The 14282-nt window shown below is 62.3% G+C and carries 15 protein-coding genes and 4 tRNA genes; 8 read left to right on the top strand and 11 right to left on the bottom strand.

Annotated elements, in window-relative coordinates:
• Window positions 1–25 precede the first annotated feature (25 nt).
• The 4 genes from IEW63_RS03005 to IEW63_RS02990 form a co-directional block, all read right to left on the bottom strand.
• Window positions 26–748 (bottom strand): ferritin-like domain-containing protein, encoded by a 723-nt coding sequence (locus IEW63_RS03005; RefSeq protein WP_188635095.1) that lies wholly within the window; start codon window positions 746–748, stop codon window positions 26–28.
• 11 nt (window positions 749–759) lie between these two features.
• Entirely contained in the window at window positions 760–1929 is a 1170-nt protein-coding gene (locus IEW63_RS03000; protein WP_188635094.1) for a hypothetical protein, read from the bottom strand.
• A 139-nt stretch (window positions 1930–2068) separates the two neighbouring features.
• Window positions 2069–2236, bottom strand: a complete 168-nt coding sequence (locus IEW63_RS02995; RefSeq protein ID WP_188635093.1) for a con-10 family general stress protein — start codon at window positions 2234–2236, stop codon at window positions 2069–2071.
• 144 nt (window positions 2237–2380) lie between these two features.
• On the bottom strand, window positions 2381–2899 hold the full coding sequence (locus IEW63_RS02990; RefSeq protein WP_188635092.1) for a ferritin-like domain-containing protein: 519 nt from the start codon (window positions 2897–2899) through the stop codon (window positions 2381–2383).
• Window positions 2900–3146: 247 nt separating this feature from the next.
• Here IEW63_RS02990 and IEW63_RS02985 point away from each other — a divergent pair, with 247 nt between their 5' ends.
• Window positions 3147–3482 (top strand): DUF3509 domain-containing protein, encoded by a 336-nt coding sequence (locus IEW63_RS02985; protein ID WP_188635091.1) that lies wholly within the window; start codon window positions 3147–3149, stop codon window positions 3480–3482.
• Between the two features lie 36 nt (window positions 3483–3518).
• On the opposite strand, the gene ligD is transcribed toward IEW63_RS02985, so the two are convergent.
• Both ligD and ku read right to left on the bottom strand, forming a co-directional pair.
• Window positions 3519–6101 (bottom strand): DNA ligase D, encoded by a 2583-nt coding sequence (gene ligD, locus IEW63_RS02980; RefSeq protein WP_188635090.1) that lies wholly within the window; start codon window positions 6099–6101, stop codon window positions 3519–3521.
• Between the two features lie 17 nt (window positions 6102–6118).
• Entirely contained in the window at window positions 6119–6982 is an 864-nt protein-coding gene (gene ku / locus IEW63_RS02975) for a non-homologous end joining protein Ku (RefSeq protein WP_188635089.1), read from the bottom strand.
• 186 nt (window positions 6983–7168) lie between these two features.
• Between ku and IEW63_RS02970 the strand changes: the two genes are divergently transcribed.
• The 7 genes from IEW63_RS02970 (at window position 7169) to IEW63_RS02940 (ending at window position 11879) form a co-directional block, all read left to right on the top strand.
• Complete coding sequence (locus IEW63_RS02970; RefSeq protein ID WP_188635088.1) at window positions 7169–7381, top strand: hypothetical protein; 213 nt, start codon at window positions 7169–7171, stop codon at window positions 7379–7381.
• Between the two features lie 32 nt (window positions 7382–7413).
• Entirely contained in the window at window positions 7414–8580 is a 1167-nt protein-coding gene (locus IEW63_RS02965; RefSeq protein WP_188635087.1) for a zinc-dependent alcohol dehydrogenase, read from the top strand.
• A 17-nt stretch (window positions 8581–8597) separates the two neighbouring features.
• Window positions 8598–8972 (top strand): Rho termination factor N-terminal domain-containing protein, encoded by a 375-nt coding sequence (locus tag IEW63_RS02960; RefSeq protein ID WP_188635086.1) that lies wholly within the window; start codon window positions 8598–8600, stop codon window positions 8970–8972.
• Window positions 8973–8984: 12 nt separating this feature from the next.
• Window positions 8985–9266: a YgaP family membrane protein gene (locus IEW63_RS02955; RefSeq protein ID WP_188635085.1), complete on the top strand. Its 282-nt coding sequence runs from the start codon at window positions 8985–8987 to the stop codon at window positions 9264–9266.
• Between the two features lie 13 nt (window positions 9267–9279).
• Complete coding sequence (locus IEW63_RS02950; RefSeq protein WP_188635084.1) at window positions 9280–10392, top strand: DUF3182 family protein; 1113 nt, start codon at window positions 9280–9282, stop codon at window positions 10390–10392.
• Entirely contained in the window at window positions 10368–11117 is a 750-nt protein-coding gene (locus tag IEW63_RS02945) for an alpha/beta hydrolase family protein (protein WP_188635083.1), read from the top strand. The genes IEW63_RS02950 and IEW63_RS02945 overlap by 25 nt, the downstream gene beginning before the upstream one ends.
• An 84-nt stretch (window positions 11118–11201) precedes the next feature.
• A complete protein-coding gene (locus IEW63_RS02940) occupies window positions 11202–11879 on the top strand; it encodes a DUF4142 domain-containing protein (RefSeq protein ID WP_229710297.1) in 678 nt (225 codons plus the stop codon).
• A 52-nt stretch (window positions 11880–11931) separates the two neighbouring features.
• Here the strand turns inward: IEW63_RS02940 and IEW63_RS02935 are convergent, their stop codons facing one another.
• The 5 genes from IEW63_RS02935 to IEW63_RS02915 form a co-directional block, all read right to left on the bottom strand.
• A complete protein-coding gene (locus IEW63_RS02935; protein ID WP_188635082.1) occupies window positions 11932–13557 on the bottom strand; it encodes an FMN-binding glutamate synthase family protein in 1626 nt (541 codons plus the stop codon).
• A 133-nt stretch (window positions 13558–13690) separates the two neighbouring features.
• Window positions 13691–13767, bottom strand: a tRNA-Asp gene (locus IEW63_RS02930).
• A 13-nt stretch (window positions 13768–13780) separates the two neighbouring features.
• Window positions 13781–13856: transfer RNA gene (locus tag IEW63_RS02925), tRNA-Val, on the bottom strand.
• A 124-nt stretch (window positions 13857–13980) separates the two neighbouring features.
• Window positions 13981–14057, bottom strand: a tRNA-Asp gene (locus tag IEW63_RS02920).
• Window positions 14058–14072: 15 nt separating this feature from the next.
• Window positions 14073–14148 (bottom strand) — tRNA-Val (locus IEW63_RS02915).
• Window positions 14149–14282 lie beyond the last annotated feature (134 nt).

The following is a 14282-nucleotide window of genomic DNA, read 5'->3' as shown; positions in this document are numbered from 1 at the left end:
TGCACCTCACTCTGACTGACGAATCTCAGGGGTTGGACAAGCCCAGTTCCCGGGTGAGAAGGGAGCGGATGGTGTTCACGTGACGCTCCTCCTCCACCAGGGCACCATCGAAACTGCGGGCGATCTTCGGGTGGCCGCTCTGCTCGGCGAGCTTGATCAGCAGCTCCCAGGCCGCGTTATCCGCCAGTTCGATGGTGAGAATCGCGTTCAGCGCCTGGGCCATATTGGTCCGCGGGTCGGTAATGACCTTCAGCGGCCCGGAGCCGAGCACGCCGATCACATCCGCACCGGGCGTCATGGCAGTGGGATCGGCGCCCAGTGTCTCGATGGCATTGATCAGCAGGAACATGTGCGCCTGCTCGTCATTGCGGATCTGCTGCAGTGTCGGTACCAGTTCGGCACCGCCGCTTTCGCAGGCCTGCGCCTTGGCAATCAGCGCCTCGTACAGGCGTACGCCGGTGCGCTCGTAGGCCAGGCGCTCGCCGAGCTTGTCGACCAGCACCTCGGGGTTGTTGCCCAGTACCTTGTCGAACGTGGTCTTGAGCATGCCCTTGGCCGAACCCGGGATGGGCACCGAGCCGATGTCGCCCTCTTCGCGGTTCATGTGTTCGCGGGCGCGCTTGAGTTCCTGGGCATCACCGGGCACGTCGGCGGGACGACGCTCGGTGTAGTCGACCATGCTCTGGGTATCGTCCGGCGACATCTGGGCACCGGTCATGTTGTGTCCGAGTTTGGCTGCTTTGGTCATTGTTATTATCCTCAGGAAGATTTGCGGATCAGTTCAGTGCCCGGCATCCAGTCATAGCCGGCAGAGACGATTTCCGAGGCGATGCCTTCGGAATTGAGCTGCCTGCGGAATTCGAGCGACAGCGGGCTCTCCTGCTCCTTGGGTACGAAATGGTTGCCCGAGGTACGCAGGTCGGTTTCCTCGGCCAGCACCTTGCGGATGAAATCGCGCTGACTGTTGATCTGTACCATGTCCGGCAGCGCTCCGCCGAGCACTTCGGCCGGTTCGCGCCGCTCGATCTGCTTGAACAGATCGCAGGCCAGATTGAGGTGGCCCAGTTCATAATCGAGGAAGCGTTCCCACATCGCCTTGATCCGCGGGTTGGGCTCCTGTGCCGCGCAGCTGTGATACATGTAGACCTCCATCGCCTCATGCACCAGCCACTTCTCCATGATGCTTTCCGAAGGGTCCATGAGCGATTCGTACTGGGTCACGTGCTGCTCTTCGACCGAGGCGATCTCCGCATAGAGCATTCGCGCAACCGGATCGGTGAAGGTCGGACCGATGTTCATGTAATAGTCATGGGTCTGATATTCCGCGCCGGTGATGAGCGCTGCGTGGATCTTGGTGATCAGCTCGGCATTGTTCTTGTCGTAGTTGTCCCGCAGGTCGCTTTCCGGTGCGCGGTGGTGCTCCGAGGTGGGCCGCCCGGGAACCAGATCGGTGTAGCCCTGCAGGATATTATTGGCGTCCTTTCCCTCGAGACGGTCGAGCATGGCCGAATAGCGGTAAAGGTGGTCGAAGTCTTCGAGCAGGCCGAAGCGGTAGGTCTGGGCCTGGTAGGGATCGGGCTCGTTCTGGGCGACGGCGGCGGTGATCTCGATGGCCACTTGCTCATAGGCGATGGTGGTTTCCAGTGGCGAGTGGTCCGGGGACAATGCCCAGTTCACCGCGGTGGCCTGGTGTTGCTCCACCCGGCGGATCTGCGCCAGCGGCAGTTGCAGGCGTTTGTCGAAGCGGGCCAGGTGGTGTTTGAGGCGCAGGGCGTCATTCTCGACACCGTTCATGAGGATGATTCTGACTCGGGTAAAGGCATCGTCATCAAGCTTGCTGATGGGGCGGCTGGCCATCTCCTTCCAGGTGAATCGCTGCTGTTCCAATGGGCAACCTTTGTTGTCCAGAATTCCGGTAAGACCGTGCATGGGGGCCTCCTCAGGCGGGGGGATCAAACGCGCAAATCGGCAGATCGGATAGGTTTTTTGGTTTCTTCTTCTGGTTCAGCGGGCAATGCCGGAAAAAGGGGCCGGCGGGTTACCCGCCGGTCCGAGTTTCAGCCCTCAGTTAGCTGCGGCGGCTGTTCTGCCCGCCTTTCTGTCCCGCTTCGGAAGCCCGCTGCGGATCATTCTTGAAGTTGCCGCCACTTTGCTGGCCGCCCTTCTTGCCCGCTTCGGAAGCGCGCTTGGGATCATTAGCGAAGTTGCCCTTACCACCACGTTGTTGCTCTGTCATTTCAGATCTCCCGTTGGGTTTAGACGCCAGTGAGTCCGACTTCGGGCCCACTAGATAAGTAGGCCAGCCCTTCGCGCTATTTGTTCAAGCCGTTTATAGATCCAATTCGTCTGTTCAAATGACGCGATATAACAGGCCTCAGAATCAGCGTTTCGCTTCAGCATCAGGGTCAGCGGACCGGGCGAGGAAGGTCTTGGTCACCTCGGGGAGGTGCTCCAACAGCCATTGAGCCATGGCCTCTTCCTCACGCAGATTTTCCTCGCAGATGCGCTGGGTTTCGGCGTCGCCTGCGGCCTTGGCCGCGGCGATGAGAATGGTGCAGGAGGCGATCTCCATGTGCTCGAAGACATAGCCGCTCATCGCGCCCTTCACCACTTCGTCACTCATCACCATGCCGCTCATGCCTTGGGCAAAAGCCATCAGTTTCCCGCCCACGTCTTTCAGTGTGGAGGGGCTGCCACCGAGCCGCTGGATGCAGCTCTCCAGTCGTGCCTGCTGCCCCTTGGTCTCATTGATGTGCTGGTCGATGCGGGCCTTGAGCGTTGGATAATGCTCGAGGCGTTCGGACTGGGATGTCAGCATGGTTTCCGCCTGCTGTTCCATCGCATGGGCATCCCGCAGCCAGTTCATGAGATTTTCCCTGGGCTCCTGTGTGGCAGTCATATTGGACCCTCCTTACCAGTGTGTGTAAGGAATAGAAAATGCGACCGCGGACAAAGTTCAGGCATTCCGATCAAACTGTCAGCCCCGTCAAACGGGCGTTTCAGAGCGGTGCCAGCAAAAAAATGGCCCAGCAACATCAGTTGCATCTCACTTGGTTTCCGCTCATCGGTAAATCGAACCACCGGCTGGCGTTACGGTCTCGTTGTACTAGATTCAACCCTTCCACCGAACAGATCAGGAGGAACCAATGCTTACCAATCTGGCCAAATGGCACGCGGCGCTACCCGACTGCAAGATCTCCGCAGATCCGCGCCCGGATGGCAGCTTCGTACTCGTCGTGAAGTCCGCTGATGGAAAGGAATTGCGGCGTGTTCTGCCTCAGGATCAGAAGAATGCGGATCAGCTTATCCGTCGCATCCGGCTGGATCTGATGTTGGCCAAGGGACAGGCTCCAACCCGTGAGGTGATCGGAACGATCGATGTTTCCAACCTCCCGACCTACAGCAATGGCCGGCTGTACAAGACCCGTGCAGCCAGTCTGTGGGAGCGCAGAAGGATCGCCGGCAAACCCGCCGTCAACTGATCAGTCCGACCTGTAGCTTCAAGCCCTCTGCTCATGTCAGGGGGCTTTTGCTTCCAGCTGTTCCCACCACTCCTTCCTGATTCGCTGGCGATGGTGAAAGCCTGCCCAGGGATCCTCCTGCAGCCCCTGCAGGCGCTCTTCCAGATTACCGACATGCCATTGCCCTGCGCCGCGCAGTTCCGCCAGCTCCTCCCTGGCGATGGGCACCGACACGGGCAGCCCGGGCCGCGCGCGAACCGAATAGGCAACAACGGTACTGGCGCCATGCTGATTGCGCAGGTAATCGATGAAGATCTTGCCGATGCGGTTTTTCGGTCCCATTTTGGAGGTGAAGCGATCCGGTAACTGCCGGGCCATGAAGGCCGAGATGGCCCGGCTGAACTCCTTGATGGTTTCCCAGTTGGCATACCGGGCCAGCGGAATGACAATGTGTATACCGCGACCACCGCTGGTCTTGAGCCAGCTCTGCATGCCGAGCTCGTCGAGCACCGCCAGCACCAGTTCGGTGGCTTCGATCATGCTCTTCCATGGCAGATTGGGGTCCGGGTCCAGGTCGAGGGTGATGCGGTCGGGTTGATCGAGGTTGCGGCTGTTGGCGCCCCAGCCGTGAAATTCCATGGTGCCCATCTGTACCGCTCCAACCAGCGCCCTGATGTTGTTCACCTCCATGTAGGGCTCGTGCTCGGGATCCAGCTTGCGGTCGAGAATACGGATGTGCGGTATGGCCAGCCGTTCGGCGTGCTTCTGGAAGAACTGCTGCCCCCCGACTCCGTCGGGGGCTCGCAGCAGCGATACCGGGCGGCCGCTCAGATGCGGCATGATCCATTCGCAGATACTGGCGTAGAAACTTGCCACATCCCCCTTGGTGTAGCCGCTCTGCTGATCGATGACCCGCTGCGGATTACTGATGCGCACGCCGGCCACCTTGCCGGATACCAGTTTGCGCCCCATCACCTGCTCAACCCGCTCGGCAGACATCGGCTCCTCGCGCACGATATCCTCCGCCGGCTTGTCGCTGCGCAGGGCGATGAACACCGGGTGGCGCACCACTCCGCTGCGGGTCCATTCGCCGAACTCCACCTCGCATACCTTCTGCGGCCTGACCCAGGTGGCGGTACCGGCGTCCGGCACCTTGCCGGATACCGGCGGGCTCTCCTGCACCAGCTCCTTCAGCTGACGGTGAAGGTCGGTTATCCGGGCCTGACTGAAACCGGTCCCTACCCGCCCTGCGTAGCGCAGCTGTCCCTGCTCGGCATCATGGACACCCAGCAGCAGGGAGCCGAACCCCTTACGACTGCCCTTGGGCTCGGTAAAGCCGATGATCACGAATTCCTGGCGCTGGGTGCACTTGAGCTTGATCCAGTCGGTGCTGCGCCGCGACACATAGGGGCTGCCGGCACGCTTGCCGATCAACCCCTCCAGCGACATGGCGCAGGCGCTCTTGAAGATGGACTGGTAATCGGCTTCGAAGGTCTCCGAAAACCGCAGCAACGGACTCTCGTTACCCTGCAGCACCTGCTCCAGTGCCTCGCGCCTGGCCTCAAGGGGTTGCTGGCGAAGATCCTCCCCATTCAGGAAAGGTGCATCGAACAGGTACAGCAGCATCTGCTGATCCTGCTTCTCATCGAAGGCGTTCTGCAGCGCCTGGAAATCGGGCATGCCGTCCTCGTTGAGAACCACCAGCTCGCCATCCAGCCAGCTGCTCTTCAGTTTCAGGCTGCGCAGCGCCTTGCACTGGCGGGGCAGCCGGTGACTCCAGTCGTGGCCGTTGCGGGTCAGCAGACTGACCTTGCCCCCCTTGTCGAAGCGGATCATCAGGCGGTAGCCATCAAACTTGATCTCGTACAGCCAGTTACCGGCGGGTGGCTCGCTGGCCAGAGTGGCCAGTTGGGGGGCCAGGATGTCCGGGAAAGCGGTCGATGCCTTGCCGCGTCTGGCGGTGCGTGACGGTGCAGCCTTGCTGCGCCGCTGCGGTTGGGCCGCCGGCTCCCTTTCCGCCGCTGCCTTTGTCCTGCCAGCCCGATCATGCCTGACACGCTTGCCGGTTTTCTCATCGATTGCAGTATCCGACAGCACGCTCTCGGGGCGCTCCGCCACCACGTCGTACTCCCTGCTGTTGCGTGCCGCCTGATCGCGCTCCTTGATCAACAGCCATTGCTCCTTGTCACCACTGCCCGGCAGCCGGGTGCGCACCAGGGTCCAGGCGCCGGACAGTTTCTCACCGACCAGGGTGAATTTCAGTTTGCCGTCCCGGTAGTCCTTTACCGGGTCGCCGTGGGGCTCCCAGATGCCATGGTCCCAGACAATCACATCACCCCCGCCGTACTGCCCCTTGGGGATACTGCCCTCGAAGCTGCCATAGCTCAGCGGGTGATCCTCGACATGCACCGCCAGGCGCTTGTCGGCCGGGTCCAGGCTCGGTCCCTTGGGCACGGCCCAGCTGACCAGGGTCCCGTCCAGCTCCAGGCGGAAGTCGTAGTGCAGCCGCCGGGCGGCGTGTTTCTGGATGACGAAACGCAACGCCGAGCCGAGGCGGCGCTCAGTGGCCGCATCACCTCGTGGCTCCCGGGTCTTGTCGAAATCACGCTTGCGGTTGTATTCGCTCAGAGGTCTGGGCACGGTGGCCTCCTGTCAGTTCACCCGGATTTCTTCCTGCGGCCGCTGCTGCTCTGGCTGGTGGACTTGCCGCCGCCAGCCTTGCCTCCCTTGCCCTTGCCGCCCAGGCTGCGCTTGAGCAGTTCGGTGAGGTCGACCACATCGGCGCTCTGACGCTGCTCATCCGGCTCGACGCTCTCCACCGCCTCGATCTCGCCGGCGTCGACCTTCTGGTCGACCAGCGCCATGATCTGGTCCTCGAAGGTGTTGCGGTACTCCTCCGGCTCCCAGCCAGCGCTCATGTCTTCCACCAGCCGCTTGGCCATATCCAGCTCCTTGTCGCTCAGGTCCGGCTTGCGCGCCTCGTCCTTCAGGTCAAGGTAGGCAACGCTGCGTACTTCGGATGGCCAGCGCAACATGATCAGCGCCAGCGCGTCCTCAAGCGGCATCAGCGCCGCAAGGCTCTGCTTGGTGCGCACCACCACATGGGCCAGCGCCACCTTGCCGGTGCTGATCAGGGTTTCACGGAGCAAGGCATAGACCTTCTCGCCCCGCCGGTCGGGACTGAGAAAGTAGGGTTTGTAGATGTTGAGCAGCGGGATCTCGCTGGCGTCGAGAAAGGCGAAGATATCGATGGTCTGGGTCGCCCGCGGGAGCGCCGCCTTGATCTCCTCGTCGCTGATGATGACGTAGCGGCCTTTCTCGTAGGCGATGCCCTTGACGATATGCTCGCTGGCGATCTCCTCGCCGGTGGTCTTGTTGATGCGCTTGTAACCCACCGGGTCCATGCTGCGCTCATCCAGCCAGTCGAAATCGATTCCGCTGGCGGTGGTGGCGGATACCAGCGAAACCGGGATGTGCACCAGCCCGAAACTGATCGCGCCCTTCCAGATTGCCCGTGCCATAAGACCTCCCAGGCGATGACATGACAGGATCCTGCCCTCGTCTACGGATGACCCGGGCCGGACGGCAAAAGTTCAGGCCCGCCGACCCCCTGCTCCGGACAAAAAACAATGAACCCAATGCCACCGCCCGGGGGTCAGATCAGATATGGCCACCGGCCCGGCGAGCCATTGCACGGGAGCACTGTCATGCGAGAGAAACGCTTTCTTGTCAGCTTCATTGTCGACGACCAGCCGACCACCATCGAAGTGAACAGCACCGGAGACGACCTGACGCCGGAACAGGCGCGGGCCCACATCGAAGCGCATCCGGATGTGAATGCAAACGGTCGCATCACCGATGTACGCATCACCCCGGTGCTGCACCCCGACTCCGAACCGGGGCACAGATACCAGCCCTGACCGCAACCCGACCCAGCCAGAGAGGATCCCGCATGCGCGCACTTACCTATCACGGCAGTCACGACGTTCGAGTGGAAACCGTACCCGATCCGACCATCGTCGCCGATGACGATATCATCCTGAAGGTCACCGCCACCGCCATCTGCGGTTCGGACCTGCACCTGTACCGGGGCTCGATCCCCCAGGTGAAGCACGGCGACATCTTCGGCCATGAATTCCTCGGCGAGGTGGTGGAAACCGGCAAGGATGTCACCGCCGTCAGCAAGGGCGAGCGCGTGCTGGTGCCCTTCGTCATCGCCTGCGGCAGCTGCTTCTTCTGCAACATGGATCTGCATGCCGCCTGCGAAACCACCAACCCCGACCGCGGTGCCATCCTCAACAAGAAGCAGATTCCGCCGGGGGCCGCGCTGTTCGGCTACAGTCACCTCTACGGCGGTGTGCCCGGCGGCCAGGCGGAATATGTGCGGGTACCCAAGGCCAACGCCGGCCCGTTCCGCTTTCCCCAGGAGCTGGATGACGAGAAGGTGCTGTTTCTCACCGATATCCTGCCCACCGGTTATCAGGCGGTGGTCAATGCCGGCGTCAGGCCGGGCAGCAGTCTGGCCATCTACGGCGCGGGCCCGGTTGGCCTGATGTCCGCCGCCTGCGCCCGGCTGCTCGGTGCCGAAGACATCTTCATGGTGGACGACGACGAGCACCGGCTGGAATTCGCCGCGCGTACCTACGGCGTGCTGCCGATCAACTTCAATCAGTACGACGACCCGGCAGCCGCCATCATCGAACAGACCCCGGGTTGCCGCGGTGTGGATGCGGTGATCGACGCGGTGGGCTTCGAAGCCAAGGGCAGCACCACCGAGGCGGTGCTGAAGAACCTCCGTCTGGAGGGCAGCATCGGCAAGGCGCTGCGCCAGAGCATCGCGGCCGTGCGCCGTGGCGGTACCGTCAGTGTGCCCGGCGTCTACGCCGGTTTCATCCACGGTTTCCTGTTCGGTGACGCATTCGACAAGGGCCTGACCTTCAAGATGGGTCAGACCCACGTGCACCCGCTGCTGCCGAAGCTGCTGGAGCACATCGTCCGCGGCGAGCTGCACCCGGACATCATCATCAGCCACCGGATGAGCCTGGAGCAGGCAGCCGAGGGTTATCGCATGTTCGACCGCAAGGAACAGGACTGCCGCAAGGTCGTCCTGCGCCCCTGACCGAAGGAGGAATGACCATGCCCCAGGGTGACAAAGACAAGTACACGGACAAGCAGAAACGCAAGGCAGCGCACATAGAGAAGAGTTACGAGCGCAAGGGTGTGCCCAGTGACAAGGCCGAGGCCCGGGCCTGGGCCACCGTGAACAAGCAATCCGGCGGCGGCAATCGCACCGGCGGTTCCGGCCAGAACAAGTCGGATCGCAGCAAGGCAGCCAGTCGCAGCGATTCAGCCAAGCAGGCGGCAGCCACGCGCAAGGCCGGCTCCCGTTCCGCCTCATTGCAGGATCAGACCAAGGCCGAACTCATGGCCAAGGCCAGGTCGAAGAATATCCGCGGCCGCTCGACCATGCGCAAGCAGCAACTGGTCGATGCGCTGCGCAGAGCCAACTGAAGGAGACCCGGAATGTATCGAGCCATTCGCGATCTGACCCGCAAGCCGCCGACCCATAACGTCACCGCCACCGAGAAGTGGCTGTCCATCGGCGGCGGCCTGATGCTCATCGGCAAGGGCCTGCGACGCCCCGGCCCGCTGGGCTGGGTGCACATGGCCGTCGGCGCCGCTACCGTCTACCGAGGCATGCGGGGTTACTGCCCGGCCAAGCAGAAGTTGCAGGAAATGCGCGAAAAGCGGATTGCCCTGCCGCCACCGAACTCAACCAGCACCAGCCGCGGCAAGACCGCCTAGCGTGGGGGCCCGCATGAACCCCGGGCGCGCCGCCGCAGGAGTGGTGCTGGTGCAGACCGGCACGTCCGGTGCGGACCACGAGCGTCACATGCATCAGCATCTTGCCGGCTGTCTGGCGGACGTGCTGGGACTCCCCTTCCTGGGCATCCGCCAAAGTGCGCGGCTGGACGAGCCCCGCCTTTACCAGGTGCCTGACGCGACACTGATCGCTCCGCAGCCGGCCATCGCCAGCGAGCTGGATCTGTTCGGGGCCGTGGTCAGCCATCCATTCATGGCGGCAAAGGCCATCTCCCACCCGCTGGTGGAGCCGGATGCTGCCGCGCCGACAGGCTGGAGCGAGGCGTTCATGCAACAGGCCGGCGACAGTGTGCTGCCCGGTTACAGCGCCTTCACCCCCGCCGACGCCCTGCAGGCGGGCGAGCGGCTGCTGGAACGCGGTCCGGTTCGAATCAAGCAGGTCCGTGCCCGGGCCGGACTCGGTCAGCAGCTCGTGCGCAATCGGGAACAGCTGCAGTACGGCATCGCCCGCCTTGATCCGGTGGAGCTGACGCAGCATGGCGTGGTGCTTGAACGTCATCTCGCCGAGGTACGCACCTTCAGCGTCGGCCAGTTGCACGTCGGTGACTGGCTCATCAGTTACTTCGGTCAGCAGCGACTGACCACCGGCAACCGGGGTGAGACCGTCTATGGCGGCTCCGATCTGCACCTGGTGCGTGGCGATTACCTTGAACTGGCCCGCCAGATCGATTCCCCCGTGGCCCGCATGGCCATTGACAAGACCCGGGCCTACGAGCAGGCGGCGGAGACCTGCTTTCCGGGCTTCATTGCCTCACGGCGCAACTGCGACGTGGCCGTCGGGATAGTGGACACCGACCAGACCTGCATGGGCGTGCTGGAGCAGTCATGGCGTATCGGTGGCGCCAGTTCCGCAGAGATCCATGCGTTGCAGGCCTTCGCCGATGATCCGGGGCTGGAACACATCCGTGCCAGCAGCTGGGAGCTGTATGGTGTATCACCGCCCATACCGCAGCATGGCAGGATCCTCTATGAGGGCGACGACCCGCAGGTCGGCCCGATCACAAAGGGAGTCACACTCAGCCCATGGCAGCCACTACCGAATATATAGAGCTGGTTGTCGGCAACGAGCGGATCGCCGGCACCATCCTGGCGCCCCGGCGGCGCATGCCCGGCATCCTGTTCGTGCATGGCTGGGGGGGCAGCCAGCAGCGGGACATGTTGCGCGGCAGACACATTGCCGGGCTCGGCTGCGTATGCCTGACCTTCGACCTGCGCGGTCACGAGAAAACTCTGGAGCAGAAACAGACCATCAACCGCGCGCAGAATCTGGAAGACCTGCTGGTGGCCTATGATCGGCTGATCGAACACCCGGGCGTGGACCCCGAACGCGTTGCGGTCATCGGTACCAGCTACGGCGGCTATCTTGCCACCATCCTCACCAGCCTGCGCCCGGTGCGCTGGCTGGCCATGCGGGTGCCGGCGCTGTACTGGGATGAGCAATGGCAGCTGCCCAAGCAGCAACTCGACCGGCCACGCCTGATGGCCTACCGTCGCAGCCGGCTGGGCCCGGCGGACAACCGTGCCCTTGCAGCCTGTGCCGAATTCAGGGGAGACGTGTTGATAGTGGAATCCGAGCACGACGAGCACGTGCCGCACACCACCATCATGAATTACCGCTCCTCTTTCATCCAGGCCCACTCGATGACCCACCGCATCATCGACGGGGCTGATCACGCCCTTTCCAGCGAGCGTTGTCAGGAGGCTTACACCAGCATCCTGACCGGCTGGATCAGCGAAATGATCATTGGTGATCGTATCGGCCATCTTTCATGACCCATCAAATGCATCATTCTGATTGAACCTTGCCGCTCGCAGCCTTTCTATTTTTATACGTTCAATAAGAAGCAGAGGTGAGATATGAAAAGTTCGAAACCGACGCATTTGAAGCTCCTTGCCACCGCCATCATGACGGTCGCACTCGGGTATGTTGCCCAACCTGCCATCGCCCAGGACACCACCGGTGATCGCGCCCCTCAGACTTCCGGTCCGACCGGTACCCCGGCCACAACCGGTGACGGCGGAAGCGCCGACACCACCGGTGCCATCCGCAACAATGATCAGGTTGACGGCGGCATGGCCGGCACTGACGCCAACCGTGACAGCATTGATGGCGAAGACTTCCTGGAAGAAGCCTCCGCGCTGGGTGTCGCTGAAATAGAGACCGCACAGAAGGCCCTGCAGCAATCGCAGAATGCCGAAGTGAAGGCGTTTGCCGAACGCATGATCAAGGACCACGCAGCCGCCAACGAGAAGATGGCCGAACTTGCCGCCAGCAAGGGCTGGGAAATTTCCGACGAGGCCAAGCTGATGGACAAGGCCCGTGCCATGATCCTGGAAGCGCGTGACGGCGAGTCCTTCGACGATGCCTACGCCAACAACCAGGTTGATGCGCATGAGCGCACCATCGAACTGTTCGAGCGCGCCACCCGCTCCGATGATGCCGAGGTAGCCGCCTTCGCCAAGGAGACGCTGCCCAAGCTGAAGGAGCATCTGGAACACGCCCGCAAGCTGGTTCAGTCCACTCCGGACACTTGATCTAGCGGCATGATCCATACGCAACGGGGCTCTTTCGAGCCCCGTTGTCGTTTCAGCTTACCGCCATCGGCGTCGCCGCCTCGAAACTGTCGGCCCGGGCCATCGCCCACATCCGACGGTAGAACTCCCCTTCCACATTGCCCTCCAGCAGCGCATTGGGCTGCAGGAACACATGCATCTGCGAGTACAGCTTGATCTCGTTGGCGGACAGCCGATGCACCAGGAAACGCGGGTCCAGCTGCGACGTGTGCGAGAGCCCCGCAGCCGAGAGCATCTCGGAGAGGGCATTCAGGGTATTGCGATGGTAGTTGCAGACCCGCTGCGCCTTGTCCGGCACTACCAGCGCGCGCTGCCGCCAGGGATCCTGGGTGGCGACCCCGGTCGGACAGGTATTGGTGTGACAGGTCTGGGACTGGATACAGCCGATAGCGAACATAAAGCCCCGGGCCGAATTCGCCCAGTCGGCCCCGATCGCCACTACCGAGGCTATATCGAAGGCGCTGATGATCTTGCCGCTGGCACCGATGCGCACCTGGTCGCGCAGCCCGGTGCCCACCAGCGTGTTGTGCACGAACATCACCGCCTCGCGCAACGGCACGCCGATATGGTTGGAAAACTCCAGCGGCGCCGCTCCCGTGCCGCCCTCCTTGCCGTCCACCACGATGAAGTCGGGCACGATACCGGTCTCCAGCATCGCCTTGGCGATCGCCATGAATTCCCAGGGATGCCCAAGACACAGCTTGAAGCCGACCGGCTTGCCGTCGGAGAGCTCGCGCAACCGCTGGATGAACTGCAGCAATTCGATGGGGGTCGAGAAGGTGCTGTGCCGCGCCGGAGAGATGCAGTCCCGGTCCCGGGGGATGCCCCGGGTGGCGGCAATCTCGGCGGAGATCTTGTGCCGCGGCAGGATGCCGCCATGCCCCGGCTTTGCCCCCTGGCTGAGCTTCAGCTCGATCATCTTCACCTGGGGGCGGCGCGCCTGCTCTGCAAACCGGTCGGGATCAAAGGCGCCATTTTCGTCCCGGCAGCCGAAATAGCCGCTGCCCAACTCCCATATCAGGTCGCCACCGTGCTCCAGGTGATACCGGCTGATGGAACCTTCACCAGTATCGTGGGCGAAATTGCCCAGCCGCGCGCCCTTGTTCAGAGCCAGGATTGCATTGGCACTCAGCGAGCCGAAGCTCATCGCCGAGATGTTGAAGATCGAGGCCGAGTACGGCTGTCGGCAGGCGCGCCCACCGATCTCGACGCGAAACGTCTCGGGACTCACCGGGACCACCGGCAGCAATGAATGACTGATGAACTCGTAGCCGGTCTGGTTGACATCCTTCTGGGTGCCGAACGGCCGGTCGGAAGCCTCGTTCTTGGCCCTGGCATAGACCAGCGAGCGCTGCGTCCGTGAAAACGGCAGCTGCTCATTGTCACTTTCGATCAGGTACTGACGGATCTCCGGCCGGATGCTTTCCACCAGATAACGGACATGACCGAGAATCGGATAATTGCGCAGCACCGCGTGCCTGCGCTGCAACAGATCGTGCAGACCCAGCAGACTGAGCGAGCCGGTCAGCAGCGTCAGCACCCACAGCCAGCCTGTGCTGGCCAGAAACGGCAACGTCAGCAGCGTGATCAGCACGCAGACGACGAAGAAGGTATAGCGGTTGAACAGCGAAAGCCCCATTGCGTCCCCTCGAAACCAGACCAGTCTGGCATCGAGTCTAGCAGGCCGCAGCCCGGCGGACGCCGGCCGACTCCGGGAATGCATGCTCCGGAAACGAAAAAACCCCGCATCTTTCGATGCGGGGCTTCGTATATGGCGCAGCGGACGGGACTCGAACCCGCGACCCCCGGCGTGACAGGCCGGTATTCTAACCAACTGAACTACCGCTGCGCGTAACTGCGAGTGGTGGGTGATGACGGGATCGAACCGCCGACCCTCTGCTTGTAAGGCAGATGCTCTCCCAGCTGAGCTAATCACCCTCTCTCGAAGTGAGCGCGCATTCTAATGGGCTTTCCGGCTTATGGCAAGCCGATGATTTCCCAGGGCCCGCAACCGGCACGGAAACGAAAAAGCCCCGCATCTTTCGATGCGGGGCTTTGTATATGGCGCAGCGGACGGGACTCGAACCCGCGACCCCCGGCGTGACAGGCCGGTATTCTAACCAACTGAACTACCGCTGCGCGTGACCTCGCGAGTGGTGGGTGATGACGGGATCGAACCGCCGACCCTCTGCTTGTAAGGCAGATGCTCTCCCAGCTGAGCTAATCACCCTTTGCTCTCGAAGTGGGGCGCATTCTAGGCAGGTTTTCCCCGTCTGGCAATACCTTTTGTGAAAAAAATCCCACTCTTTTTCAATATGTTATGTACACATCGGGTAAGGGTGGCCGAAATTCTCCACGAGCGCG

This window comes from Halopseudomonas pertucinogena, assembly GCF_014646575.1.
Classification (GTDB): Bacteria; Pseudomonadota; Gammaproteobacteria; order Pseudomonadales; family Pseudomonadaceae; genus Halopseudomonas; species Halopseudomonas pertucinogena.
This window is presented reverse-complemented; position numbering and strand designations above follow the sequence as displayed.